The 23,337-nt window shown below is 67.9% G+C and carries 24 protein-coding genes and 1 pseudogene; 10 read left to right on the forward strand and 15 right to left on the reverse strand.

The annotated features are described in order from the left end of the window. The first annotated feature begins 1 nt into the window (after position 1). The 3 genes and pseudogenes from I7X18_RS17370 to I7X18_RS17380 all read left to right on the forward strand — a co-directional run. Entirely contained in the window at positions 2-826 is an 825-nt protein-coding gene (locus I7X18_RS17370; protein ID WP_193043299.1) for a fumarylacetoacetate hydrolase family protein, read from the forward strand. Then, positions 823-1,575 carry a maleylpyruvate isomerase family mycothiol-dependent enzyme gene (locus I7X18_RS17375; RefSeq protein WP_193043300.1) on the forward strand — a complete coding sequence of 251 codons (753 nt, stop codon included), beginning with the start codon at positions 823-825 and terminating at the stop codon, positions 1,573-1,575. Before I7X18_RS17370 ends, I7X18_RS17375 begins: the two co-directional genes overlap by 4 nt. Before the next feature lie 265 nt (positions 1,576-1,840). Continuing rightward, positions 1,841-2,008, forward strand: a pseudogene (locus tag I7X18_RS17380) (DUF222 domain-containing protein); the annotation flags it as partial. Positions 2,009-2,042: 34 nt separating this feature from the next. Here I7X18_RS17380 and I7X18_RS17385 read toward each other — a convergent pair. Then, the gene (locus tag I7X18_RS17385) at positions 2,043-2,558 is read right to left on the reverse strand and encodes an HTH-type transcriptional regulator AldR (RefSeq protein ID WP_193043301.1); all 516 of its coding nucleotides are present in this window, start codon (positions 2,556-2,558) and stop codon (positions 2,043-2,045) included. Between the two features lie 90 nt (positions 2,559-2,648). Between I7X18_RS17385 and ald the strand changes: the two genes are divergently transcribed. Continuing rightward, a complete protein-coding gene (gene ald, locus I7X18_RS17390) occupies positions 2,649-3,764 on the forward strand; it encodes an alanine dehydrogenase (protein ID WP_193043302.1) in 1,116 nt (371 codons plus the stop codon). A 4-nt stretch (positions 3,765-3,768) separates the two neighbouring features. Here the strand turns inward: ald and I7X18_RS17395 are convergent, their stop codons facing one another. The 6 genes from I7X18_RS17395 to I7X18_RS17420 form a co-directional block, all read right to left on the reverse strand. Next, the gene (locus I7X18_RS17395) at positions 3,769-4,155 is read right to left on the reverse strand and encodes a YchJ family protein (protein WP_193043303.1); all 387 of its coding nucleotides are present in this window, start codon (positions 4,153-4,155) and stop codon (positions 3,769-3,771) included. Positions 4,156-4,165: 10 nt separating this feature from the next. Continuing rightward, a complete protein-coding gene (bla, locus tag I7X18_RS17400) occupies positions 4,166-5,059 on the reverse strand; it encodes a class A beta-lactamase (protein ID WP_193043304.1) in 894 nt (297 codons plus the stop codon). A 40-nt stretch (positions 5,060-5,099) separates the two neighbouring features. Continuing rightward, positions 5,100-6,458, reverse strand: coding sequence for a M16 family metallopeptidase (locus I7X18_RS17405; RefSeq protein ID WP_226862585.1), 1,359 nt, complete (start codon positions 6,456-6,458; stop codon positions 5,100-5,102). Beyond that, positions 6,436-8,721 (reverse strand): polyribonucleotide nucleotidyltransferase, encoded by a 2,286-nt coding sequence (locus tag I7X18_RS17410; RefSeq protein ID WP_193043306.1) that lies wholly within the window; start codon positions 8,719-8,721, stop codon positions 6,436-6,438. Before I7X18_RS17410 ends, I7X18_RS17405 begins: the two co-directional genes overlap by 23 nt. Positions 8,722-9,122: 401 nt before the next feature. Next, on the reverse strand, positions 9,123-9,392 hold the full coding sequence (gene rpsO, locus I7X18_RS17415; protein ID WP_193043307.1) for a 30S ribosomal protein S15: 270 nt from the start codon (positions 9,390-9,392) through the stop codon (positions 9,123-9,125). 124 nt (positions 9,393-9,516) lie between these two features. Continuing rightward, the gene (locus I7X18_RS17420) at positions 9,517-10,503 is read right to left on the reverse strand and encodes a bifunctional riboflavin kinase/FAD synthetase (protein ID WP_193043308.1); all 987 of its coding nucleotides are present in this window, start codon (positions 10,501-10,503) and stop codon (positions 9,517-9,519) included. An 81-nt stretch (positions 10,504-10,584) separates the two neighbouring features. Here I7X18_RS17420 and mntR point away from each other — a divergent pair, with 81 nt between their 5' ends. Next, positions 10,585-11,280: a manganese-binding transcriptional regulator MntR gene (mntR, locus tag I7X18_RS17425; protein WP_193043309.1), complete on the forward strand. Its 696-nt coding sequence runs from the start codon at positions 10,585-10,587 to the stop codon at positions 11,278-11,280. Between the two features lies 1 nt (position 11,281). Here the strand turns inward: mntR and truB are convergent, their stop codons facing one another. The 3 genes from truB to I7X18_RS17440 are packed head-to-tail and all read right to left on the reverse strand — an operon-like array spanning position 11,282 to position 13,802. After that, positions 11,282-12,175 (reverse strand): tRNA pseudouridine(55) synthase TruB, encoded by an 894-nt coding sequence (truB, locus tag I7X18_RS17430; RefSeq protein WP_193043310.1) that lies wholly within the window; start codon positions 12,173-12,175, stop codon positions 11,282-11,284. After that, positions 12,172-12,843, reverse strand: coding sequence for a 4'-phosphopantetheinyl transferase PptT (gene pptT / locus I7X18_RS17435; RefSeq protein ID WP_193043311.1), 672 nt, complete (start codon positions 12,841-12,843; stop codon positions 12,172-12,174). The genes truB and pptT overlap by 4 nt, the downstream gene beginning before the upstream one ends. Next, a complete protein-coding gene (locus tag I7X18_RS17440; protein WP_193043312.1) occupies positions 12,840-13,802 on the reverse strand; it encodes an ACP phosphodiesterase PptH in 963 nt (320 codons plus the stop codon). The genes pptT and I7X18_RS17440 overlap by 4 nt, the downstream gene beginning before the upstream one ends. Positions 13,803-13,954: 152 nt before the next feature. Here I7X18_RS17440 and I7X18_RS17445 point away from each other — a divergent pair, with 152 nt between their 5' ends. Beyond that, positions 13,955-14,536: a DUF3558 domain-containing protein gene (locus I7X18_RS17445; RefSeq protein ID WP_193043313.1), complete on the forward strand. Its 582-nt coding sequence runs from the start codon at positions 13,955-13,957 to the stop codon at positions 14,534-14,536. A 36-nt stretch (positions 14,537-14,572) separates the two neighbouring features. After that, positions 14,573-16,228 carry a CocE/NonD family hydrolase gene (locus I7X18_RS17450; protein WP_193043314.1) on the forward strand — a complete coding sequence of 552 codons (1,656 nt, stop codon included), beginning with the start codon at positions 14,573-14,575 and terminating at the stop codon, positions 16,226-16,228. Here I7X18_RS17450 and I7X18_RS17455 read toward each other — a convergent pair. Together I7X18_RS17455 and I7X18_RS17460 are read right to left on the reverse strand one after the other, a co-directional pair. Next, positions 16,217-16,732, reverse strand: coding sequence for a DUF1802 family protein (locus I7X18_RS17455; RefSeq protein WP_226862704.1), 516 nt, complete (start codon positions 16,730-16,732; stop codon positions 16,217-16,219). The genes I7X18_RS17450 and I7X18_RS17455 overlap by 12 nt on opposite strands. Positions 16,733-16,773: 41 nt before the next feature. Beyond that, on the reverse strand, positions 16,774-17,040 hold the full coding sequence (locus tag I7X18_RS17460) for a DUF2277 domain-containing protein (protein WP_193043316.1): 267 nt from the start codon (positions 17,038-17,040) through the stop codon (positions 16,774-16,776). A 37-nt stretch (positions 17,041-17,077) separates the two neighbouring features. Here I7X18_RS17460 and I7X18_RS17465 point away from each other — a divergent pair, with 37 nt between their 5' ends. Next, positions 17,078-17,836 carry an enoyl-CoA hydratase gene (locus tag I7X18_RS17465; RefSeq protein WP_193043317.1) on the forward strand — a complete coding sequence of 253 codons (759 nt, stop codon included), beginning with the start codon at positions 17,078-17,080 and terminating at the stop codon, positions 17,834-17,836. On the opposite strand, the gene I7X18_RS17470 is transcribed toward I7X18_RS17465, so the two are convergent. Genes I7X18_RS17470 through I7X18_RS17480 form a run of 3 tightly spaced genes read right to left on the reverse strand, consistent with a single transcriptional unit; the run spans position 17,833 to position 21,031 of the window. After that, complete coding sequence (locus I7X18_RS17470) at positions 17,833-18,669, reverse strand: sugar phosphate isomerase/epimerase family protein (RefSeq protein WP_193043318.1); 837 nt, start codon at positions 18,667-18,669, stop codon at positions 17,833-17,835. The two genes, I7X18_RS17465 and I7X18_RS17470, sit on opposite strands and share 4 nt — an antisense overlap. Next, complete coding sequence (locus tag I7X18_RS17475; RefSeq protein ID WP_193043968.1) at positions 18,669-19,853, reverse strand: dihydrodipicolinate synthase family protein; 1,185 nt, start codon at positions 19,851-19,853, stop codon at positions 18,669-18,671. Before I7X18_RS17475 ends, I7X18_RS17470 begins: the two co-directional genes overlap by 1 nt. Before the next feature lie 17 nt (positions 19,854-19,870). After that, positions 19,871-21,031 (reverse strand): Gfo/Idh/MocA family protein, encoded by a 1,161-nt coding sequence (locus I7X18_RS17480; protein ID WP_193043319.1) that lies wholly within the window; start codon positions 21,029-21,031, stop codon positions 19,871-19,873. 211 nt (positions 21,032-21,242) lie between these two features. Here I7X18_RS17480 and I7X18_RS17485 point away from each other — a divergent pair, with 211 nt between their 5' ends. Together I7X18_RS17485 and I7X18_RS17490 are read left to right on the forward strand one after the other, a co-directional pair. Further along, positions 21,243-22,274, forward strand: coding sequence for a LacI family DNA-binding transcriptional regulator (locus I7X18_RS17485; RefSeq protein ID WP_193043969.1), 1,032 nt, complete (start codon positions 21,243-21,245; stop codon positions 22,272-22,274). Positions 22,275-22,417: 143 nt separating this feature from the next. Beyond that, on the forward strand, positions 22,418-23,314 hold the full coding sequence (locus I7X18_RS17490) for an ABC transporter permease (RefSeq protein WP_193043320.1): 897 nt from the start codon (positions 22,418-22,420) through the stop codon (positions 23,312-23,314). Positions 23,315-23,337 lie beyond the last annotated feature (23 nt).

The raw sequence follows: 23,337 nt of genomic DNA on the forward strand, positions 1-23,337 counted from the left end.
AATGAAACTCGCCACCTTGCGGCAACCAGACGGAACGACTTTCAGCGTCCGAGTCGACAACGACCAAATCGCCACCACCATAGAGGGATTCTCGGACCTGGGATACCTACTGCAGCGAGCCGACTGGGCCGCGCTGGCCGCCGACGCCAGCGGCCAGCAAGTCGAGCTGGCCACCGCCGACTTCGCGCCGGTGATCCCCCGCCCCGGGAAGATTATCTGCGTCGGGCTTAACTACGGTACCCATATCACCGAAATGGGGCGCGAACTTCCCGAGTATCCAACACTTTTCGCGAAGTTTGCAGAAGCCCTGACGGGACCGTACGACGATGTGGTGGTACCGCGGTACGCCGCCGAGGCCCTCGACTGGGAAGCTGAACTGGCATTCGTGATGGGCCGCGCCGCCTATCAGGTGAGCGCAGCCGAGGCCGCCAACCACATTGCCGGGTACTCCGTCATCAATGACTACACGATGCGCGATTACCAGTACCGCACCCTCCAATGGGACCAAGGCAAGACATTCGAGAAGACCAGCGGCTTCGGCCCATTCCTGGACACCGACTACACCCTGGGAACAAGAATCGAAGCGAGGTTGGATGGCGAGACCATGCAATCTGCGACCACCGACGACCTCGTATTCACTCCCGACATGCTGGTGGAGTACATCTCACACATCGTGACCCTGCAGCCCGGAGATGTCGTCATCACCGGCACCACCGGCGGCGTCGGACATGCCCGTAAGCCACCTCGCTACATTGCCGATGGCCAGACCGTGGAGGTCACCATCGAAGGTCTCGGTACCGTCAAAAACAAGACCGTGGTCAAATGAACCAATCCGCGACGGATTCCCCCGCCGTCTCAGGATTTCAAAACCTCGACGTCATCGAGCGCCTACAGATCGCCCGTCGTGGAAGTTCCTATTTCGCGCAACAACTCGCCGAACTGTCCGACGCCGACCTCGACGAAGCAACCCTGTTGCCAGGCTGGACCCGGCGCCACCTCATCGCCCACGTGGGCTACAACGCCGCGGCACTCGGCCGTCTGCTCGACTGGGCCCTCACCGGCACCGAGACTCCCATGTACGCCTCACCGGAGCATCGGAACCAGGAGATCAACGAGGGCGCCACCCTCAACGGCGGTGCATTGCGCAATCTGTATGACCACACTGCAGCCAGACTGGACCACAAGTGGCGCAACTTCCCGCCCGAAGCGTGGCTCTCCGAGGTGCGCACCGCGCAGGGTCGCACCGTGCCGGCTTCGGAGACACTGTGGGTGCGTACTCGCGAGGTATGGATTCACACGGTCGACCTCAACGGCAACCGCCGATTCGGCGACTTCCCGGGAATAGTTATCGACACCCTTCTGTCCGACATCGTGTCACTGTGGAGGAAGAAGGCTGTTGGCCACGGACTGGTCCTCGAAGTCAGTGGCTGTGCACCGATCGCAGTAGACCCCGACAGACCTACACACACCACAGTCACCGGAACTGCTGCGGCGGTGGTGAGATGGGCCAGCGGGCGCGGCGCTTGTCGCCTTGCCATCGAGGGCCCGGCAGACACCCCACCGCGTTGGCTGTGAATAACGAAGCGCGTGCGCGGTAGACATCAGGGGCGCTACTTTCGCCACCCGCACGCCGATCCGATCCAACAATCGGCGCGGGCCGACATAACCCAGGGCTCGGATTTCCTGACCTGAGCACGGCGATCGGCCATGTGTCGTCCGACCGGCTGAAGTCGTCGATCTTCGCGCATCGGTGCGCTTGGGAACTGACCTCAGACGGTACGCTGACCAGCGTCCCAAGCCCCGTTTGAGTGTGGTCACCTGAACTTGGTCCCACTTTGGACTCACCGGCGTCCCCGCCACCATCGTGGCCACGACGACGGTCAGCGAGCTCGAACGTGCGGCGGGGTGGGCCCACACCGGCGGCGGCAACCGCATCCCCATCCGGGACCTGATCCGCATGGCCGGCGAGTCACGGCACTACCTGGCGATCTTCGACGACCACACCGATGGTGACGACGAGCCCGAATAGCGTTGCGTACCAACTAAAGCGGCGACGCACCACGCAGATGTTCGAAGATCAACGACGTCTGCGTCCCCGCCACGTCCGCGTCGGCGTTGAGGTTCTCGACGACGAAGGCACGCAGGTCTTCGGTGTCCCGCGCCGCGACGTGCAGGATGAAATCGTCGGCGCCGGCGAGAAAGTACACGTCCATCACCTGCTGCTTACTCCGGATGTGCTGGATGAAGTTGCGGATCTTGCCGCGGGCATTGGACTGCAGAGTCACCGAGATCATCGCCTGCAGAGCCAGGCCGATCGCGGCGGGATCGATGTCGGTGTAGAAGCCGCGGATCACGCCGAGTTCCTGGAGTCGCCGGACGCGACCGTGACAGGTCGACGGCGCGATGCCGATCGACTCGGCGAGTGCGCTGTTGGAGATCCGTGCGTCGGCGTGCAGGGCGGTCAGGATGCGACGGTCGACCTCGTCGATGTCCGCGGGCCGAACATCCTTCGATGCGCGCGCCGACGAGACCACGCTGTTGGTCGATTCTTCTCTCACGACCGCACTCTAACGAATCTTCCTCACATGGATTGTGTGGACGTCGAACTTTCTTCACAATTTCATGAGCAATCCAACTCGAGGAGCATCATGCGCGTCGGAATCCCGACCGAGATCAAGAACAACGAATACCGCGTCGCGATCACGCCGGCCGGCGTGGCGGAACTGGCCAGCCGTGGCCACGACGTCCTGGTCCAATCCGGCGCCGGGGACGGTTCCGCCATCTCCGACGCCGACTTCAAGGCGGCGGGTGCTCAGCTGATCGCCGGGGCCGAGAAGGTGTGGGCCGAGGCCGACCTGCTGTTGAAGGTCAAGGAGCCGATCGAAGCCGAGTACTCCCGCATGCGGGAGGGGCAGACGCTGTTCACCTATCTGCACCTGGCCGCGTCCAAGCCGTGCACCGATGCACTGCTCGCCTCCGGCACCACGTCGATCGCGTACGAGACCGTGCAGACTGCTGACGGCGCACTGCCACTGCTCGCCCCGATGAGCGAGGTCGCCGGCAGGCTCTCCGCCCAGGTCGGGGCCTACCACCTGATGCGCACCCAGGGCGGCCGTGGCGCGCTGATGGGCGGAGTGCCCGGTGTCGCGCCGGCGAACGTCGTCGTCATCGGTGGCGGCACCGCCGGTTACAACGCTGCCCGGGTGGCCGCGGGCATGGGCGCACACGTCACGATCTTCGACGTCAACATCAACAAGCTGCGCGAGGTCGACGCCGAGTTCGGCGGCCGAATCCACACCCGCTATTCGTCGACGCTCGAGCTCGACCAGGCCGTCAAAGCCGCCGATCTGGTGATCGGCGCGGTGCTGATCCCCGGCGCGAAGGCGCCCAAGCTGGTCACCAATGCCACCGTGGCGCACATGAACCCGGGCGCGGTACTGGTCGACATCGCGATCGACCAGGGTGGCTGCTTCGAGGATTCGCGGCCCACCACGCACGACGACCCGACGTTCACCGTGCACGACACGGTGTTCTACTGCGTGGCCAACATGCCAGGAGCGGTCCCCCGCACGTCGACGTTCGCGCTGACCAACGCCACCATGCCCTACGTGCTCAAGCTCGCCGACAAGGGTTGGCAGGCCGCATGCAACGCCGACCCCGCCCTGGCCAAGGGCCTGTCCACACATGCCGGCGGGCTGCTCAACGAGCAGGTGGCGGCCGACCTGGAGCTGCCCTTCACCGATCCGGCGACCGTGCTGGCGTGACGGTTCAGTCGACGTCACCGTCCACGTAGAACCAGCGCCGTGCCCGAACGGCGAACCGGGACCGCTCGTGGAGCGTCCCGGTTCGCCGGTCCCGACGGTAATGCGCCACGAACTCGACCTCCCCGGTGTCGTCGTCACACCCGCCCGCGGCCACGCCGACGATCTCCAGCCCGAGCCACTCCGACCCCGTATCCGGGGTCAGCGCGTCAGGCCTGGTGCGCGGATGCCAGGTTCGCCAGACGTAGTCGAGATCGCCGACGGCGTAGGCGCTGTACCGCGATCGCATCAACTCCTCGGCCGTCGCGGCCAGCCGCTCACCCGTGTGCAGGGGCCGGCAGCACCGCGCGTACGAGTCGCCGGTGCCGCACGGACACGCGTCGCTGTCATTCACGTCCAACGACTCACCGGCCCAGCACCTCCGGGAACACCGCCGCGGTCACCTCTCCGACCAACGGCCGGTTGTTCTCGGCGTCCGGATTGTCGGTGGCCGACCTCGTCATCACCGCCAGCAGCACCCGCTGCCCCTTCGGCCCGTAGGCGATGCCGACGTCGTTGGTGGTGCCGTAGTCGCCGCTACCTGTCTTGTCAGCGGTGGTCCATCCGACCGGCAGTCCCGCCCGCATGCTCGACGTCTCGTTGGCCCGCATCCAGTCCCCGAGGAGTTGACGCTGCGGCTCCGCGAGCGCATCACCGGTGAGGATCGCCCGGAATCCGCCGGCCAGCGCCTCCGGTGTGCTGGTGTCCCGGGGATCACCCGGCACGGCGGAGTTCAGCTCGATCTCGAAACGGTCCAGGCGCGAACGTGGGTCACCGATGCTGCGGGCGAATGCGGTGACCGCCGGCGGACCGCCGACGTTGCCGAGCAGAATGTTCGCCGCGGCATTGTCACTGACCTGCAGAATCGCCTGGCACAGTTCGGCCATCGTCATGTCGCCGCCGACCCGGGGCTCGGTGCGCGGGGAGTTCGGCAGGATGTCGGCCGACCTCACGGGCAACCGTTGGTCGAGCGAGCGCTCACCCCGTCCGATGAGTTGCAGGACATGCGCCGCGAGGTAGGCCTTGAACGTCGAGCACATGGCGAACGATTTCTGCGCCCGATGGATCGCCGTGCGCCCGGTGTCCAGGTTCACCGCGAAGACACCGATCACCGCGTTGTTGGCGCGTTCCAGTGCGTCGATGCCACCAACGGCAGGCTGGGCGTACGCCGGCCGGCCGGCGTACGTGGCGAACGCAGCGGCGCCCCCCAGTGCGGCGGTGGCGGACAACAGTCTTCTGCGGGATACGGAATGGGTCATACCCCGATGTCATCACGGCTGCCGTCTCCGGCGCAACGGGTTACCGGCCGACGGACTGAAGTGGTTTCGGCAGTGACGCTTTCGAGCGGTGCGGTCCCAGCACGGCCGCACCGTAGGGACGTGTGAGCAGCTGCCGGGCAACGGCGTTCACCTGGTCGAGGGTGACTCCGCCGATCTGCTCCAGCGTATGGTCGATGCTGCGGTGCTTGCCGTAATTCAGCTCGCTGCGGCCGATCCGGTGCATCCGTGACCCGGAATCCTCCAGTCCGAGCACCAGGCCACCGCGCAACGACCCTTTGGCGATGCGACATTCCGATTCCGTGATGCCGTCACGGGCCACGTCTTCGAGCACCGCGGTCGTCACCCGGACCACCTCGTCGAACCGCTCCGGCTGACATGCGGCGTAGATCGACAGCGCCCCGCTGTCGGAGAACGTATCGACCGTCGAGTACACCGAGTACGCGAGGCCGCGGGTCTCCCGGATCTCCTGGAACAACCGGGAACTCAGCCCGCCGCCCAGAGCGGTGTTCAGAACGGCCAACGCCCACCGATGGTCCCAATGTCTGCCCGGTGTCCGCACACCCATCGACAGATGGGTCTGCTCGGCGTCGCGGTTGATCAGCTGCAGCGTCGGGTTTCCCGGCACGCGTCCGGTGCCCTTACGCGGCGGTACCGCGGAGTGGCCACGAATCAGCTTGGGGCCGAAGTACTCCCGCGCCAGCTTCACGACGTCGTCGTGCTCCACGTTGCCCGCAACCGCGAGCACCATGCGTTCGGGAACGTAGCGCCGGACGTGGAACGAGTGCAGTTGGTTTCGCGTCATCGCCTCGATGGACTCGACGCTGCCGATCACCGGCCGGCCCACCGGGTGGGATCCGAACATCGCCGACAGGAAGATGTCGCCGAGCGTGTCCTCGGGGTCGTCGTCGCGCATCGCGATCTCTTCGAGCACCACGTCGCGTTCGATCTCGACGTCGTCGGTCGCGCACCGCCCGCGCAGCACCACGTCGGCGACCAGGTCGACCGCCAGCTCGAGATCGGTGTCGAGCACGTGCGCGTAGTAGCAGGTGTGCTCACGGGCGGTGAACGCGTTCAGCTCACCACCGACGGCGTCGACCGCCTGGGCGATGTCCACCGCACTGCGGGTCGGCGTCGACTTGAACAGCAGATGCTCGAGGAAGTGTGCGGCGCCCGCCACCGTCGGTCCCTCGTCACGCGAACCGACGTTGACCCACACCCCGACCGACGCGGAACGCACCGAGGGAATCCGTTCGGTGACGACCCGAAGGCCGCCGGGCAGCGTGGTGCGGCGCACCGTGGTGTCATCCACGGTGGCCGCATCCACACTTCCCGCGCTGCGCCGCAGCGACTGCCGACTAATTGCTGGCCGTGGCGGCATCGGTGGCGGGCGCTTCGGCCTCGCCCGAAGCACCGTCCGAGGGGGCGCCCGAACCGTTGTCCGCTGCCTCGTCTTCTGCCACCAGCACCAACGAGATCTTGCCGCGGTTGTCGATGTCGGCGATCTCGACGCGAAGCTTGTCGCCCACCTTGGCGACATCCTCGACCTTGGCGATCCGCTTGCCGCGGCCCAGCTTCGAGATGTGCACCAGACCGTCGCGGCCCGGGAGCAGCGAGACGAAGGCGCCGAAATCGGTCGTCTTCACCACGGTGCCGAGGAACCGCTCACCGATCTTGGGTAACTGCGGGTTGGCGATCGCATTGATCATGTCGATCGCCGCCTGCGCCGCCTCGCCGTTGGACGCGCCGACGAACACGGTGCCGTCGTCCTCGATGGAGATCGACGCACCCGTCTGCTCGGTGATCGAGTTGATCATCTTGCCCTTGGGCCCGATGACCTCGCCGATCTTGTCGACGGGCACCTTGATCGTGGTGATCCGCGGTGCGTACGGGCTCATCTCGTCGGGCTCGTCGATGGCCTCGGCCATCACCTCGAGGATGGTGATCCGGGCGTCTTTGGCCTGCGCCAGCGCGCCGGCCAGCACCTGCGAGGGAATGCCGTCGAGCTTGGTGTCCAACTGCAGCGCGGTGACGAAGTCCTTCGTCCCGGCACACTTGAAGTCCATGTCGCCGAAGGCGTCCTCGGCACCGAGGATGTCGGTCAGCGTGACGAAGCGGCGCTCGGTCTTTCCGTCAACTTCAACGTCATCGGACACCAGTCCCATCGCGATGCCGGCGACGGGGGCCTTGAGCGGCACACCGGCGTTCAGCAGCGACAGCGTCGAGGCACATACGGAGCCCATCGACGTCGAACCGTTGGAGCTCAGCGCTTCCGACACCTGACGGATCGCGTACGGGAACTCCTCGATGCTCGGCAGCACCGGCATCAGAGCCCGCTCGGCCAGCGCGCCGTGGCCGATCTCGCGGCGCTTGGGCGAGCCGACGCGGCCGGTCTCACCGGTCGAATACGGCGGGAAGTTGTAGTGGTGCATGTAGCGCTTGCTGGTCTCCGGCCCGAGCGAGTCGATCTGCTGGGCCATCTTCACCATGTCCAGCGTCGTGACGCCCATGATCTGGGTCTCACCACGCTCGAACAGCGCACTGCCGTGCGCACGCGGCACGATGGCGACCTCGGCCGACAGCGCACGGATGTCGGTGACACCGCGGCCGTCGATGCGGAAGTGGTCGGTAAGGATGCGCTGGCGCACCAGCTTCTTGGTCAGCGAGCGGAACGCCGCGCCGATCTCCTTCTCGCGGCCGGCGTACGTCTCGCCGAGACGGTCGAGGACCTCGCCCTTGATCTCGTTGGTGCGCTCGTCACGCTCTTCCTTGCCGGCGATGGTCAGCGCCTCGGACAGCGCGTCGGTCGCGACCGAGGACACCGCGTAGAACACGTCGTCCTGGTAGTCGGGGAAGACCGGGTAGTCGGCGGTCGGTTTGGCGGCACTGTCGGCCAGCGCCTGCTGCGCATCGCACAGCGCGGCGATGAACGGCTTGGCGGCCTCGAGGCCCTCGGCGACGACGCTCTCCGTCGGCGCTCCGGCCCCACCGGCGATGAGCTCGATGACGTTGTCGGTGGCCTCGGCCTCGACCATCATGATCGCCACATCGTCGCCGGCTTTACGCCCGGCCACGACCATGTCGAATACGGCACGCTCGAGCTGCTCGACCGTCGGGAACGCGACCCACTGGCCGTCGATCAGCGCGACGCGCACGCCGCCGACGGGACCTGAGAACGGAATCCCCGAGATCTGCGTCGACGCGGACGCGGCGTTGATCGCCAGCACGTCGTACAGGTCCTTGGGATCCAGGCTCAGGATGGTGACGACAACCTGGATCTCGTTGCGCAGACCCGAGATGAACGTCGGGCGCAGCGGCCGGTCGATCAGGCGGCAGGTCAGGATGGCGTCCGTGGAGGGACGGCCCTCGCGCCGGAAGAACGAGCCGGGGATGCGACCCGCGGCGTACATGCGCTCTTCCACGTCGATCGTGAGGGGGAAGAAGTCGAAGTGGTCCTTCGGGGTCTTGCTGGCCGTGGTGGCCGAAAGGAGCATGGTCTCGTCGTCGAGGTAGGCGACGACGGCGCCGGCGGCCTGCCTGGCCAGCCGGCCGGTCTCGAAACGGATGGTGCGGGCGCCGAAGCTCCCGTTGTCGATGACGGCGGTCGATTCGTACACACCGTCTTCAATTTCAACTACAGACATTGACGTCCGTACAGCCTCTCTGATTCATACAGCTGTTTCGCGTCGTCACGCCGGAACACTCACAGCGGATGAACCACCGACCTTGATGCGGCTACGGCCGTCGATCGAAGCGGCCGGGGACCTCGCAGGTCACCGGCAGCCACTACCGAAGACCGCCCGATCAAAGCGGGTCCTGGCATGACACACGGGAACGAAGCCGGCGGTACTGCGCGTTTCGCACCCATATTGCGTTCGAGCCGATCGTCGAACACATCTATGTTACATGGCGGGGGTCCCCGGCCGGAGCCGCGGGACGGCCGACCGGGTGACAATTCGCCCCGCGGCCGGTACACCGACATGAAAAACCGCGGCCGACCCGTCGCGTGGACGGGCCGGCCGCGGCCGAGTCGAGTGGATCGGCGTCAGCGACGCAGGCCCAGCCGCTCGATCAGCGAGCGGTAGCGCGCGACGTCGACCTGCGCGATGTACTTCAGCAGCCGGCGACGACGGCCGACCAGCAGCAGCAGCCCGCGACGCGAGTGGTGATCGTGCTTGTGCTGCTTGAGGTGCTCGGTCAGGTCCGAGATGCGCTTGGTCAGCATCGCGACCTGCGCCTCGGGAGAGCCGGTGTCGCTCTCATGCAGGCCGTACTGGCCCAGGATCTCTTTTTTCTGCTCTGTGGTTAGCGCCACGAAATTTCACTCCATCCATCGGTCCGCGTGACAAAAGACAGTCCCTAACAAAAAGGGGCGACGCGGCCGCCGCGAACTGCAGCACACGTCGTTGACGTCGAGGAGTCTATCAGCGACCTGGTGCTCAGAGAGAATTGCGCAGAATCGCGCGTGCGCGCTCGGTGTCGCCGTTCATCGCTGTGATCAGGTCGTCGATCGAGGCGAACTTCTCCTGCCCTCGGATCCTCGCCACGAAATCCACGGCGACGTGCTGGCCGTACAGATCGGCGGAGGTGTCGAGAACGAACGCCTCGACGGTGCGGGTGCGTCCCGAGAACGTCGGGTTGGTGCCGACGGACACCGCCGCCTGGTAGCGCTCGCCCGGCACCACCGTGCCCATCGTCGGTCCGTGCCCGAGGACGGTGAACCAGGCCGCGTACACGCCGTCGGCGGGGATCGCCGAGTACATCGGCGGGGCCACGTTCGCCGTCGGGAACCCCAGCCCGCGCCCTCGCCCGTCACCGCGGACGACGACACCTTCGACGCGGTGCGGCCGGCCGAGCGCCTCCGCCGCGGCCACGACGTCACCGGCGTCGACGCATGAGCGGATGTAGGTCGACGAGAAGGTGACGGTCTCGTCGCGGCCGGGGTCGGCCGCCTCGGAAACCAAAGACAGACTCTCGACGGCGAAACCGAACCGCTCCCCCGCCTTGCGCAGCATTCCGACGTTGCCTGCGGCCTTCTTGCCGAACGTGAAGTTCTCGCCGACCACGACCTCGACCACGTGCAACCGCTCGACGAGCAGCTCGTGCACGTAGCGCTCCGGGGTCAGCTTCATGAAGTCCGCGGTGAACGGAATCACCAGGAAGACATCGATGCCCATCTCCTCGACCAGTTCCGCACGGCGGGTCAGCGTGGTCAGCTGGGCTGGGTGGCTACCCGGGAAGACGACCTCCATGGGGTGCGGGTCGAACGTCATCAGCACCGTCGGCACCCCGCGGGAGCGTCCGGCCTTGACGGCGTTGTCGATCAACTCCGCATGTCCACGGTGGACGCCGTCGAACACTCCGATGGTGACGACGCATCTTCCCCAGTCCGTGGGGATGTCGTCCTGACCCCGCCAGCGCTGCACGACCGCCAGCCTACGGCGCGCCACGCGAGTGGGCTCCGCTAGATCACCTGTTGAGGCATTGATTGCCTAAACTTTGTCATTGTGAGTCCTGACAGCAACTCCCGCGACCTGACGACGGTCGCTCAGGACTACCTCAAGACCATCTGGACCGCCCAGGAGTGGTCGCACGAGAAGGTCAGCACGAAACTGCTGGCCGAACGGATCGGCGTGTCCGCGTCGACCGCGTCGGAGTCGATCCGCAAACTCGCCGACCAGGGCCTGGTCAACCACGAGAAGTACGGCGCCGTGACGCTGACCGACGCCGGCAGGCAGGCGGCCCTGCAGATGGTGCGCAGACACCGGCTGATGGAGACGTTTCTCGTCAACGAGCTGGGCTACAGCTGGGACGAGGTCCACGACGAGGCCGAGGTGCTCGAACACGCGGTGTCCGATCTGATGCTGATGCGCATCGACGCCAAGCTCGGCCACCCCACCCGCGATCCGCACGGGGATCCGATCCCGGCCGCCGACGGCCAGGTGCCGACTCCGCCCGCCCGGCAGCTCTCGGAATGCGAGAACGGCGATGCCGGCACGGTGGCGCGGATCTCCGACGCAGACCCCGAGATGCTGCGGTACTTCGACAGCGTGGGAATCAGCCTGGACTCCCGCCTGCGGGTGCTGGCCCGTCGCGACTTCGCCGGCCTGATCTCGGTGGCCGTCGAAATCGCCGACGGCGCTGAGGCCACCGTGGAGCTGGGCAGCCCCGCCGCCGAGGCTATCTGGGTCGTCGCCGGCTGAGCTACAGCGTCGCGGGGCGCAGTACCACCACGGACTTCGTCCGCTGCCGCCCGTCTTCCAGTAGCGCGAGCACCGAACCGTCCGGCGCGGCGGCCGCGTAGACCCCGTCGATGCCCGCCGGTTCCAGCGGCCGTCCGTGCCGGGTGGACTCCGCCTCGGCGGGCGTGAGATCGCGGCGCGGGAACACCAGCAGACACGCCTCGTCCAGTGAATGGCTCAGCCGCGGTTCGTCGGCCAGCGCGTCGAGTGTGAACGCCTCGGCCAGGCCGAAACCGCCGACCCGCGTGCGCCGCAGCGCCGTCAGATGGCCGCCGACCGCGAGCGTCACGCCGACATCGCGCGCCAGCGCCCTGATGTAGGTGCCGCTGGAGCAGTCGACCGCGACGTCGACGTCGACGAACCCGTCGACCCGCCGGATCGCGAGCACGTCGAATCGGTCGATGCGCACCCGGCGGGCGGCCAGTTCGACGGTCTGCCCCTCGCGCACCAGCTTGTAGGCGCGCTGTCCGCCCACCTTGATGGCGCTCACCGCAGACGGCACCTGCTCGATCTCCCCGCGCAGTGCCGTCACCGCCTCGGCGATCCGCTCGTCGGTGACCCCGGCCGTCGGTGTCGTCTCGACGACCTCGCCCTCGGCGTCCTCGGTCGTGGTGGTCTGCCCCAACCGGATGGTCGCCGCGTAGGACTTGTCCGTCGCGGTGAGCAGACCGAGCAGTTTGGTGGCGCGATCGATGCCGACGACGAGGACTCCGGTCGCCATCGGGTCGAGTGTGCCCGCGTGGCCGACCTTGCGCGTGCCGAAGATCCGTCGGCACCGCCCGACCACGTCGTGGCTGGTCATACCGGCGGGCTTGTCCACGACGACGATCCCGGCGCCGAGCGCGGAACCGCTCACAGGACGATGGCCGTCAACGCCAGACCGTCCCGCACCGACCACCGGCCCTCCAGTGTGGTCAACGGCGGACCGGATTCGGCGGCCGGATCGATCAGCACCTTCGAGACGAACCGCCCGGTCTGCCCCGTCGAGTCGACGTCGAAGGTGATGTGGGCGTCTTCGAACCCGAGCCACCGGTGCGTCAGCGGGAACCATGCCTTGTACGTGGCCTCTTTGGCGCAGAACAGGATCCGGTCCCAGTGCAGTCCCGGGGGCAGCGCCGCCAGCGCGGTGCGTTCCTCGGGCAGGCTGATGGCGTCGAGCACACCCTTGGGCAGGACACCGTGGGGTTCGGCGTCGATTCCGATCGAGCGGACGTCGCCGCGGCGGGCGACCGCGGCGCCGCGAAAACCCTCACAGTGGGTGAGGCTGCCCACCACTCCGTCGGGCCAGCACGGTTCGCCCTTGTCCCCCTTGAGGATCGGCGCCGGGGGCAGACCCAGTTCGCTCAGCGCTTCGCGCGCGCAGTAGCGGACCGTGACGAACTCGTTGCGCCGCTTGGCCACTGACCGCGCGATCAGCGGTTCCTCTTCGGGCAGCGGCGCGATGCCGGGCGGGTCGTCGTAGCGTTCGGCGGAGATCACCTTCTCCCCCAACACTTCCGGCAGTAGTGCGATCTGCGGGGTCATTCGCGCCTCGCCCTGATCCGCTCCTGCATCTTCTCCGCGTTCTCCCGCATCTCCTGGGTGATCTGGAAGTGACCACCGAATTCGTTGAGATATCCGGGGGCGTAGTGCGGTTCGGGCAGGATCTGGCGCAGCCACCGATACGGCTTGCGGCGGCGCCACTCCCGCGGGTAACCGACCGAGACCTCTTCGAAGCGCACGCCGTCGTACCAGGTGGTGCGCGGAATGTGCAGGTGGCCGTACACCGAACACACCGCGTTGTAGCGGGTGTGCCAGTCCGCCGTCGCGGTCGTGCCGCACCACAGCGAGAACTCCGGGTAGAACATCGCCTCGCAGGGTTCGCGCACCATCGGGAAGTGGTTGACCTGGATCGTCGGCGTCATCCAGTCGAGGTCCTCGAGGCGCTTGCGGGTGTAGTCGACGCGGTCGCGGCACCACGCGTCCCGGGTCGCGTAGGGCTCGGCCGACAGCAGGAACTCATCGGTGCCGACGACGTTGCGCTCGCGCGCGATGGCCAGTCCCTCGGCCTTGGTGGCCGCACCCTGGGGCAGGAAGCTGTAGTCGTACAGCAGGAACATCGGCACGATCGTCGCGGGACCGCCCTCTTCGGTCCACACCGGATACGGGTGCTCAGGGGTGACGATGCCCATCTCGTCGCACATGGTGACCAGGTAGTCGTAGCGCGACCGGCCGAAGATCTGCATCGGGTCCTTGGTCGTCGTCCAGAGTTCGTGGTTGCCCGGTATCCAGATGACCTTCGCGAACCGCTTGCGCAGCAGGTCCAGCGCCCAGCGGATCTCGTCGGTGCGTTCGCCGACGTCGCCGGCGACGATCAGCCAGTCGTCGGGTGAGGACGGATAGAGCGACTCGGTGACCGGCTTGTTGCCGGTGTGGCCGGTGTGCAGGTCGCTGATCGCCCACAGCACCGGTCGCCGGTCGCGTGATGTCTGGTGTGTCGCCACAGCCCATCAGCCTACTGATGCGTGCCCGCGCGGCCGTCCGAGCAACTAGAACGTGTTCTCATTTCGGGTTCAACGAGCGCTGCGCGACGGCTACACTCCCCCAAGGGTCGGGCCCGATACGGCGGCTTGCCGCCCGGACAACAGGGGGTGAGATGGCCGCCAAGCTGAGAGTGTTCTCGGCGTTGTGTGCGCTGTTCGCGGCAGTCATGGTGGTGTTCGCGACCAACCCGATGGGCGGATCGGCCACTGGCCGCGTCGACCTGCGCTCGACGTTCCTGCCGCTGACCGGATCGACGACCATCAAATGGCCAGTGGTCGACACCATCGACCCCTCTCCGTTCGACCCCTGCCGCGACATTCCGCTCGACGTCGTCCAGCGCGCCGGCCTGGCCTACACACCCCCGGCCCCCGAAGATGCGCTGCGCTGCAAATACGACGCCGGCAACTACCAGATGACCGTCGAGGCGTTCGTCTGGCGGACCTACGAGGAGACCCTGCCGCCCGACGCGGTCGAACTCGACGTCGCCGGTCACCGCGCCGCGCAGTACTGGATCATGAAGCCCACCGACTGGAACAACCGGTGGTGGATCACGTGTGCGCTGGCGTTCAAGACCGACTACGGCGTCATCCAGCAGGTGCTGTTCTATTCGCCGATCTACTCGCAACCCGACGTCGACTGCATGCAGACCAATCTGCAGAAGGCCCAAGAACTGGCGCCGCACTACATCTACTAGATCTCCTAGCACCGGCACCTGGTTACCCTTGGCCGGATGACGCCCACCGCTCTTGCAGGACTCCGTCGTAGTTCCGGTGATGCGGTCGGCCGGTTACTCGGTCTCCCCCCACGCACCGGCGGTTTCACCGTGGACCGCGGGGTGCGGGTACCGATGCGCGACGGTGTCGACCTGATCGCCGACCACTACATGCCCGACACTCCCACGCCTGCGGGCACCCTGCTCGTGCGCGGCCCGTATGGCCGCGGTTGGCCGTTCTCGCTGCTGTTCGCGGTGGTGTACGCCAGGCGGGGGTACCACGTGGTGGTGCAGAGCGTCCGGGGCACCTTCGGCTCGGGCGGCGAGTTCACGCCGATGGCGCACGAGAAGGACGACGGCGCCGACACCGTGGTCTGGCTGCGTGAACAACCGTGGTTCACCGGGTCTTTCGCCACCGTCGGGTTGTCCTATCTCGGGTTCACCCAGTGGGCGTTGCTGACCGATCCGCCACCGGAGCTCAAGGCCGCCGTGATCGCCGTCGGGCCGCACGACTTCCGCGAATCGTCGTGGGGCACCGGCTCGTTCTCACTCAACGACTTCCTGGGCTGGAGCGACATGGTCGCCCATCAGGAGGACGTACGGGGTGTCGCGGCGCTGGTCCGGCAGGTCCGTGCACCGCGGGCGCTGGCCCGTGCGACCGCGGACCTCCCGCTCGGCGAGGCCGGGCGCCGGCTGCTCGGCTCGGGCGCGGGCTGGTACGAGTCGTGGATCGAGCGCGCCGAGGACGCCGCGTTCTGGGACAGCCTGCGCGCCAACGAGGCGCTCGACGCGGTGAACGTCCCGATCCTGTTGTTCGGCGGCTGGCAGGACCTGTTCCTCGAGCAGACCCTTGCCCAGTACACCCACCTGCGCGACAGGGGTGTGCCCGCGGCGTTGACGGTCGGGGCCTGGACCCACTCCCAGCTGATGACGAAGGGCGCACCCACTGTGGTGCGCGAGACGCTGGACTGGCTGGGCACCCATCTCGGCGGGCGCCCGGACGCGCGACGCTCCCCGGTGCGCATCGAAATTCACAACGACGGCTGGCACGACCTCCCGGACTGGCCACCGGTGATGCCGGAACAGCAGCTGTTCCTGCACGCCACCGGTGAGTTGTCGGCGACGCCGCCGGATCCGACGGCGCCGCCGTCGACGTTCACATTCGACCCGACCGACCCAACCCCCACCATCGGCGGCCGGCTGCTGTCCCCGCAGGGCGGTTACCGCGCCGACACCCGGCTGGCCGACCGCGACGACGTGCTCACCTTCACCGGCGCCCCGTTGCCTGCGGACCTCTACGTGGTCGGAACGCCCGCCGTCGAACTCGCGCACTCATGTGACAACCCGCACCGCGACCTGTTCGTCCGCCTGTCCGAAGTCGATCGAAAAGGCCGCTCCCGCAACGTCACCGACGGATTCCGCCGACTCACCGGAGAGGACGGCACCGTGCGGCTCGAGCTGGACGCGGTCGCCCACCGGTTCCGCGCCGGCTCCCGGTTGCGCATCCTGGTGGCCGGTGGCTCGCATCCGCGGTTCGCCCGCAATCTCGGGACCGGCGAACCGCCGATCACCGGCCGCGCGACGGCACCGGCCACCCACACGGTGCATCACGGGCTGGGCGGGGTCTCACGTCTGGTACTGCCCGCGGGCGACGGTCCGCCGTCAGCCCACTGATCGGCGCACGGAGTCGGCGACCGCGGCGAGCGCGGCGTCGTCGTGCACGGGCTGCGCCCACTCCGGATCCACGGGCAGGTCGACCCAGCTGGTGCAGCCCCCGTACTGCGGGGTGCGGTCGATGCGCAGCGGTTGCGTCAGCGCGCTGACCTGGACGACCAGCACGGTCAACCGGTGTTTCGGCCGGAAGTCGAGCCGGTCGGCCTGCACCGAGTCAGCCGTCCAGATGTGCATCGGCTCGAGCTCCCCGATCGCCTCCGGACGCGTCACCTCAACGGCCGCAACCACTTTCGCTCCGGCGCGCAGCGTCAGCGCGTCTTCGGTGCTGTCGGCGGCCGCCGGTGTGAGCAGGTCCCGGTGTTCGACCCGCACCCGGTCGGTGTGGCTGTGCGCGACCGTCGGGAAGAGCAGGAACCGCCGGGCCTGAACGTGAGCGGGGACCCGGAATCGCTTCTCGCCGATACCGCCCTTGCGCAGGAGGACGGTCTGTCTGCCGTCGAGCATGGCGTGCACGGCGGCACTCCACTCCTTGAGCGCCGGGGTGCTCACGCGAGGTTGAGCCGCGCCCGCACCTCGGGACGGCGCAGCGGCGGGACGCTCTTGGGCGGTTGGCGTCGCGGCGGCAGCTGGGACAGCAGCCGGGTGGTGGTCGCGGTGACCTCGGCGACGGCCGCCTCGAACGCGTCCGCATTGGCCGTCGTGGGGCGCGTGACGCCACTGACCTTGCGGATGTACTGCCGGGCCGCGGCCTCGATCTCTTCAGCCGTCGCCGCCGGCTCGAGGCCCCGCAGCTCGGTGATGTTTCGGCACATACCGCCACGATAGGCGCGAGGGCTAGCGTCTAGCACCATGAGCAACGCCGACGTTCTGGCCATCGAGACGACCGATCGCGTCCGCACCCTCACGCTGAACCGCCCGCAGGCCCGCAACGCGCTGTCCGCGGCGCTGCGCAGTGCGTTCTTCGCCGCACTGCGGCAGGCCGAGTCCGACGACTCCGTCGACGTGGTGATCGTGACGGGCGCCGACCCGGTGTTCTGCGCGGGGCTGGATCTCAAAGAGCTCGGTGACACCACCGAACTTCCCGACATCTCCCCGAAGTGGCCGTCGATGAGCACACCGGTGATCGGCGCGATCAACGGCGCGGCGGTGACCGGCGGTCTGGAGCTCGCGCTGTACTGCGACATCCTGATCGCCTCCGAGCACGCCCGGTTCGCCGACACCCACGCGCGGGTGGGGCTGCTGCCCACCTGGGGTCTGTCGGTGCGGCTACCACAGAAGGTCGGCGTCGGGATGGCCCGGAGGATGAGCCTGACCGGCGACTACCTGTCGGCGAGCGACGCGTTGCGGGCCGGGCTGGTCACCGAGGTGGTCCCCCACGCCGATCTGCTGCCCACCGCCCGGGCGATCGCCGCGTCGATCGTCGGCAACAATCAGCGCGCGGTGCGGTCGCTGCTGGAGTCCTACCACCGCATCGACGAGTCGCAAACCGGCGGGGCGCTGTGGCTGGAGGCCGACGCGGCACGGCGGTGGATGGCCGCGACCACCGGCGACGACATCGCCGAGAGCCGGGCCGCGGTGTTCGAGCGGGGACGCGCACAGGTCCGCTAACCCGCCAGCGCGGGCAGCACGAGGTCACGGTAGCGCTGCTTCATCACCTCGAGGACGGTGTAACCGTCTGTCGCCCAGACCTTTTCGTTGAATATCTCGACCTCGATGTCGCCGGTGTAGCCGGCGTCGCGCACCAGCGCCGTGATCGAGCCGAAGTCGATGACGCCGTCGCCCATCATGCCGCGCGACACCAGCGGATCCGGTGTCATCGGCACCAGCCAGTCGCAGATCTGGAACGCGCTGATCCGGCCCGCGGCCCCCGCGGCGGCGATGCCCTCGGCGAGATGCGGGTCCCACCAGACGTGGAAGGTGTCGACGACGACGCCGACGGTCCGCGCGGGGTGCGGCGCGGCGAGGTCGAGGGCCTGGGCGAGGGTGGAGACGACCGCGCGGTCCGCGCAGAACATCGGGTGCAGCGGTTCCAGCGCCAACCGCACGTCTCGTTCGGCCGCGTACGGCACGAGACGGGCGAGCCGATCGGCCAGTCGCGCCCGTGCGCCCGGTAGGTCGCGGTCGGGGATTCCTCCCGCCACGATCACCAGTTCCGGCGCACCGAGGGCGGCAGCCTCGTCGATGGCGCGACGGTTGTCGTCGAGCGCGGCCGACTCGTCGCCGACTCCGGTCAGGAAGCCGCCGCGGCACAGGCTGGATACCCGTAACCCGTTGTCGCGCAAGATCTTCGCGGCGGTGTCGACGCCAACCTCGGCGACCCGGTCCCGCCACGGGCCGATGGCGGGCAGTCCGGCCGCCGCCGAGGCCTCGACAGCTTCGCGCAGCGTCCACCCCTTCGCGGTCATCGTGTTGAGAGAGAGCCGCGCGAACTGGTCACTCATCATCCGACTCCGTTCACCGCGAGGAAGGTGCGCATCCGGTGGGCGGCCAGATGCGGATCGGTGAGCAGTCTCGCCCGGTCGGCCAGCACGAACACCTCGCACAGGTGAGTGACCGAGCGGCCGGAGGCCAGGCCGCCGACCATCGTGAACCCGCGCTGGCGGCCGTTGAGCCAGGACAGGAAGGCAATGCCCGTCTTGTAGTAGTACGTCGGCGCCGCGAAGATGTGTCGGCCCAGCGCCCGGGTGGACTCCAGGATCTCCCTGGCGCGGACCGCGTCCCCGGCGTCGAGGTGTTGCAGGGCGGTCGACGCGGCCGGGTAGATCGCCGCGAAGATGCCGAGCAGCGCATCGGAGTGATCCCTGCCCGCGAAGTCGTCGCCGACGATCAGCTCGGGATAGTTGAAGTCGTCCCCGGTGTAGAGCCGCACTCCCGGCGGCAGCGCGCGGCGCAGCGCCACCTCGTGGTCGGCGTCGAGTAGCGAGACCTTCACGCCGTCGATCTTGTCGGCGTGGGTGTCGATCAGTTCGCGGAACGTCGCTGTGGCGCGGCCGATATCGGGGTCACCCCAGTACCCCTGCAGCGCGGGATCGAACATCTCCCCCAGCCAGTGCAGGATCAGAGGGCGGTCGGCCTCGGCGAGCAGGGTGCCGTACACCGACAGGTAGTCCGCCGGTGAGGTCGCCACCTGCGCCAGCGCCCGCGATGCCATGAGGATGACGTTCGCGCCGGCGTCGCGCACCACCTCGATCTGTTCGCGGTAGGCGTCGGTGATCACTGCGAGTCCGCGCGCACCCCCGGGAACGTCCGCCGGATTGATCTGATCGGTTCCGGCCCCACAGGCCAGCCTGCCGCCGACGGCCGCTGCCTCGCGGCCGCTGCGCCGGATCAGTTCCCGGGTGGCGGGCCAGTCCAGCCCCATCCCCCGCTGCGCGGTGTCCATCGCGTCGGCCACCCCGAGCCCGTAGGACCACAGTTCGTGGCGGTAGGCCAGTGTGGTGTCCCAGTCGATATCGGCCGGGGCACCGGGGCTGGTATCACCGAGCGCTCTCGGTACCACATGTGCTGCCGCATAGGCGATCCGCGACTCGATCGGCCGCTGCGGCCTGTGCCAGGGCCCCGGCTCACCCAGCCGGTAGGTGCGGACGTCGCCGTCGGTGGGCAGGAGCACCGACGCACCGGTCAGCGTCCCGGAGGTCGTGGTCACAGCGCGATCTCCGGCACCTCGAGGCGACGGCCCTCGGCGGAGCTGCGGAGACCGAGTTCGGCGAGCTGCACCCCGCGCGCGGCCGACAACAGGCCGAACCGGTGCGGCCGTCCGGCCACCGCGTCACGCAGGAACTCTTCCCACTGCAGCTTGAACCCGTTGTCGAGGTCGGCGTTGGCCGGCACGTCCAACCACTGGTCACGGAACTTCTCGGTAACCGGGAGATCGGGATTCCACACCGGTTTCGGTGTGTGCGCGCGCTGCTGCGCCACGCAGCGGCGCAGACCGGCGACCGCTGATCCGTGGGTGCCGTCGATCTGGAACTCGACCAGTTCGTCGCGGTAGACCCGCACCGCCCACGACGAGTTGATCTGCGCGATGATGCCGCCCTCGATCTCGAAGATGCCGTATGCCGCGTCGTCGGCCGTGGCGTCGTAGGGCTGGTGCGCCTCGTCCCAGCGGGTGGGGATGTGGGTGACGGACCGCGCGGTGACTGCCTGCACCGGCCCGAGCAGCGCCTCCATCACGTAGTTCCAGTGGCAGAACATGTCGACGGTGATCCCGCCGCCGTCTTCCGCGCGATAGTTCCAGCTGGGCCGCTGAGCGGGTTGCGAGTCACCCTCGAAAACCCAGTAACCGAATTCGCCACGCATCGACAGGATGCGTCCGAAGAAGCCTTCGTCGACGAGGCGGCGCAACTTGACCAGCCCGGGCAGGTACAACTTGTCATGAACGACGCCGGCGACGATGCCCGCATTCTCCGCCATGCGGGCCAACTCGACTGCCTCGCTGAGCGTTTCGGCGGTCGGCTTCTCGGTGTAGACGTGTTTACCTGCCTTGATCGCCGACGACAGCGCCTCCACGCGGCGCGAGGTCACCTGGGCGTCGAAGTAGACGTCGATGGTCGGATCTGCGATCACCGCGGCGGTGTCCGTCGTCCACTGCGCGACGTCGTGCTCGGCGGCAAGGTCGGCCAGCTTGTCCGCGTTGCGCCCGACCAGGATCGGTTCGACGTCGACGCGGGTGCCGTCCTCGAGTACCAGGCCGGTGTCGCGCAGCGGCAGGATCGAGCGGACCAGATGCTGGCGGTAACCCATGCGACCGGTCACGCCGTTCATCGCGATACGCAGGGTTCTGCGGCCTGAGCCAGATGCCATCGGGGGATTCCTTGTCTGTGGGCCGGCGCCCCGATGTGGGCGCACCGGCGAGTGCTGTCGTTGATCGGCACCGGTGCGGAACCCGATTCGGGGACCCGCGCGGTGTCAGCACTTCGGAATGCGCTTTCCACGGTAAGCTGTGGCGCACCGTCCGGTCAACCCCGGTCTGACCCCCCGGGCTCGTCGGGTGGACGACAAGAAAGAGACGGCGATGGTTGCGGTGAGACTGCAAGATGTGGCCGCCAGGGCGGGCGTGTCGCAGGCGACGGCTTCGCGCGTGCTCAACGGGTCGTCGAGGATTCCCGGGGAGGGTGTGGCCGACCGCGTCCGCGCCGCCGCACGCGAACTCGGCTACGTCCCCAACGCGCAGGCGCAAGCACTGGCGCGGGCGTCGACCGGGTTGTTGGGCCTGGTCGTGCACGACATCGCCGATCCCTACTTCTCGTCGATCGCGCGCGGCGTGCAGGCGGCCGCCAGAATCGCCCGCAAACAGATGCTGCTGGCCAGCACCGACCGCGACTTCGACATCGAACACGAGGCGGTCAGCACGTTCATCGCCCACCGGGCGGACGCGATCGTGCTGGCGGGATCGCGCCAGAGCGGCGACCTGGACCGAGACCTGGAGGCGGAGTTCAGCCGCTACCGGGACAACGGCGGCCGCGTCGTCGTGATCGGGCAACCGCTGGCGTGCGGCGGAGCGGTGGAGCCCGAGAATTACCAGGGTGCAGCGCAATTGGCCAACGCACTCGTTGACGCTGGGCACACCGAGTTCGCGGTGATCGGCGGTCCGGGCAGCATCCGCACTGCGGTCGACCGCCGCAACGGATTCGTCGAGGCGCTCGGCCGGCGGGGCCACACCCCACAGGTCGAGGTCTCGGGGGACTTCACCCGTGACGGCGGCTACCACTCGGCGCGTCGACTGGCCGCCGCACTGGAACTGGAACCGGGCGGCGGGGCGTCACCGGCCTGCGTGTTCGCAGTCACCGACGTCATGGCGATCGGCGCCATCGCAGCGTGGCGGGAGCTGGGATTGTCGGTGCCGCGTGACGTCTGTGTCGCCGGCTTCGACGACATCCCGACGCTGCGGGATCACACACCGAGCCTGTCCACCGTGGCGCTCCCCCTCGAGCACATCGGAGCGCGCGCTGTCGAACTGGCGCTGTGCGTCGACTCCGGCGCTGACGACCTTCGCGAACGCGTCCCCGGCGCCGTGGTGTTGCGCGACAGCACGCGCCTGCCCTGACATCGGCGTCTGACCTGCGCGAAGCGAGGGACAACGTAGGGACGTTGACACTGTGTGCTGGGTCACGTTAAAGTCGGAATCGCTTCGGAAAGCGCATTCCCACTCGGGCCCCGGGTCCGGGTCACTGCGAACTAAGGACATTCATGGCGGTAGCGGCATCAGCTGGCGTGCGCCCCACCGGGGGCAACGGCTCACCACCGGATCCCCCATCGGCTTCCCCTGGGCTCGCGCGCCTGCGGCGTCCGAGCTTCAACCCCCGACGCACCGCGGCCGGCCTCTGGCGGCCGGTGGTACTCGTCCTCGCGCTGGTGGCGGGCTGGTACGCCGTCACGGCAGCCGAGCTCGTCGCGCCCTACATCCTGCCCTCGCCGGCCGACACCTGGCGTACGGCACAGGAGAACGCCGCCTATCTGGCGCAGAACACCTGGGTGACAACGTGGGAGACGGTGATCGGTTTCGTGATCGCCGCCGTCGTCGGTGAGTTCGTCGCCGTGATGATGATCTACTCGGCGAGCCTCGAGAAGACGGTGTACCCGCTGATCCTGTTCGCCCAGGTGGTACCGAAGATCGCCATCGCCCCGCTGTTCGTCGTGTGGCTGGGTTTCGGGCCCTCGCCCAAGATCCTCGTCGCCGTGTTGATGGCGTTCTTTCCGATCGTCATCTCGGGTCTCGCCGGGCTGCGTTCGGTGGACCCCGAGATCCTCGAGCTCACCTCCACGATGGGTGCGAGCAAGTTCAAGACCTTCATGAAGATCCGCTTCCCCGCGTCGCTGCCCCAGTTGATGTCCGGTCTGAAGGTGGCGGCCACCCTCGCGGTCACCGGCGCAGTGGTCGGTGAATTCGTCGGCGCCAACGAGGGTCTGGGCTACGTGATCCTACAGGCCAACGGAAATGTCGACACCGCAATGCTTTTCGCTGCCCTGATCATCATGTCGGCGCTGGGCATCGTGTTGTTCGCGATCATCGAGATCGCCGAGAAGCTGCTCATCCCGTGGCATTCGTCGCGCCGCATCGTCAACTCCGCCAGCACCGCCGTCTGACCGTCACTCAACGAGGAGATCGA

It is taken from the genome of Mycolicibacterium baixiangningiae, from assembly GCF_016313185.1.
GTDB classification, from domain to species: Bacteria; Actinomycetota; Actinomycetes; order Mycobacteriales; family Mycobacteriaceae; genus Mycobacterium; species Mycobacterium baixiangningiae.

Bases quoted from the DNA above. Each gene is read 5' to 3' on its own strand.
- I7X18_RS17370 (WP_193043299.1), top strand. From the start codon at position 2: ATGAAACTCGCCACCTTGCGGCAACCAGACGGAACGACTTTCAGCGTC.
- I7X18_RS17375 (WP_193043300.1), top strand. From the start codon at position 823: ATGAACCAATCCGCGACGGATTCCCCCGCCGTCTCAGGATTTCAAAAC.
- ald (WP_193043302.1), top strand. From the start codon at position 2,649: ATGCGCGTCGGAATCCCGACCGAGATCAAGAACAACGAATACCGCGTC.
- bla (WP_193043304.1), bottom strand. From the start codon at position 5,059: ATGACCCATTCCGTATCCCGCAGAAGACTGTTGTCCGCCACCGCCGCA.
- I7X18_RS17405 (WP_226862585.1), bottom strand. From the start codon at position 6,458: ATGCCGCCACGGCCAGCAATTAGTCGGCAGTCGCTGCGGCGCAGCGCG.
- I7X18_RS17410 (WP_193043306.1), bottom strand. From the start codon at position 8,721: ATGTCTGTAGTTGAAATTGAAGACGGTGTGTACGAATCGACCGCCGTC.
- pptT (WP_193043311.1), bottom strand. From the start codon at position 12,843: ATGACCCCGCAGATCGCACTACTGCCGGAAGTGTTGGGGGAGAAGGTG.
- I7X18_RS17445 (WP_193043313.1), top strand. From the start codon at position 13,955: ATGGCCGCCAAGCTGAGAGTGTTCTCGGCGTTGTGTGCGCTGTTCGCG.
- I7X18_RS17450 (WP_193043314.1), top strand. From the start codon at position 14,573: ATGACGCCCACCGCTCTTGCAGGACTCCGTCGTAGTTCCGGTGATGCG.
- I7X18_RS17455 (WP_226862704.1), bottom strand. From the start codon at position 16,732: ATGCTCGACGGCAGACAGACCGTCCTCCTGCGCAAGGGCGGTATCGGC.
- I7X18_RS17460 (WP_193043316.1), bottom strand. From the start codon at position 17,040: ATGTGCCGAAACATCACCGAGCTGCGGGGCCTCGAGCCGGCGGCGACG.
- I7X18_RS17465 (WP_193043317.1), top strand. From the start codon at position 17,078: ATGAGCAACGCCGACGTTCTGGCCATCGAGACGACCGATCGCGTCCGC.
- I7X18_RS17470 (WP_193043318.1), bottom strand. From the start codon at position 18,669: ATGAGTGACCAGTTCGCGCGGCTCTCTCTCAACACGATGACCGCGAAG.
- I7X18_RS17480 (WP_193043319.1), bottom strand. From the start codon at position 21,031: ATGGCATCTGGCTCAGGCCGCAGAACCCTGCGTATCGCGATGAACGGC.
- I7X18_RS17485 (WP_193043969.1), top strand. From the start codon at position 21,243: ATGGTTGCGGTGAGACTGCAAGATGTGGCCGCCAGGGCGGGCGTGTCG.
- I7X18_RS17490 (WP_193043320.1), top strand. From the start codon at position 22,418: ATGGCGGTAGCGGCATCAGCTGGCGTGCGCCCCACCGGGGGCAACGGC.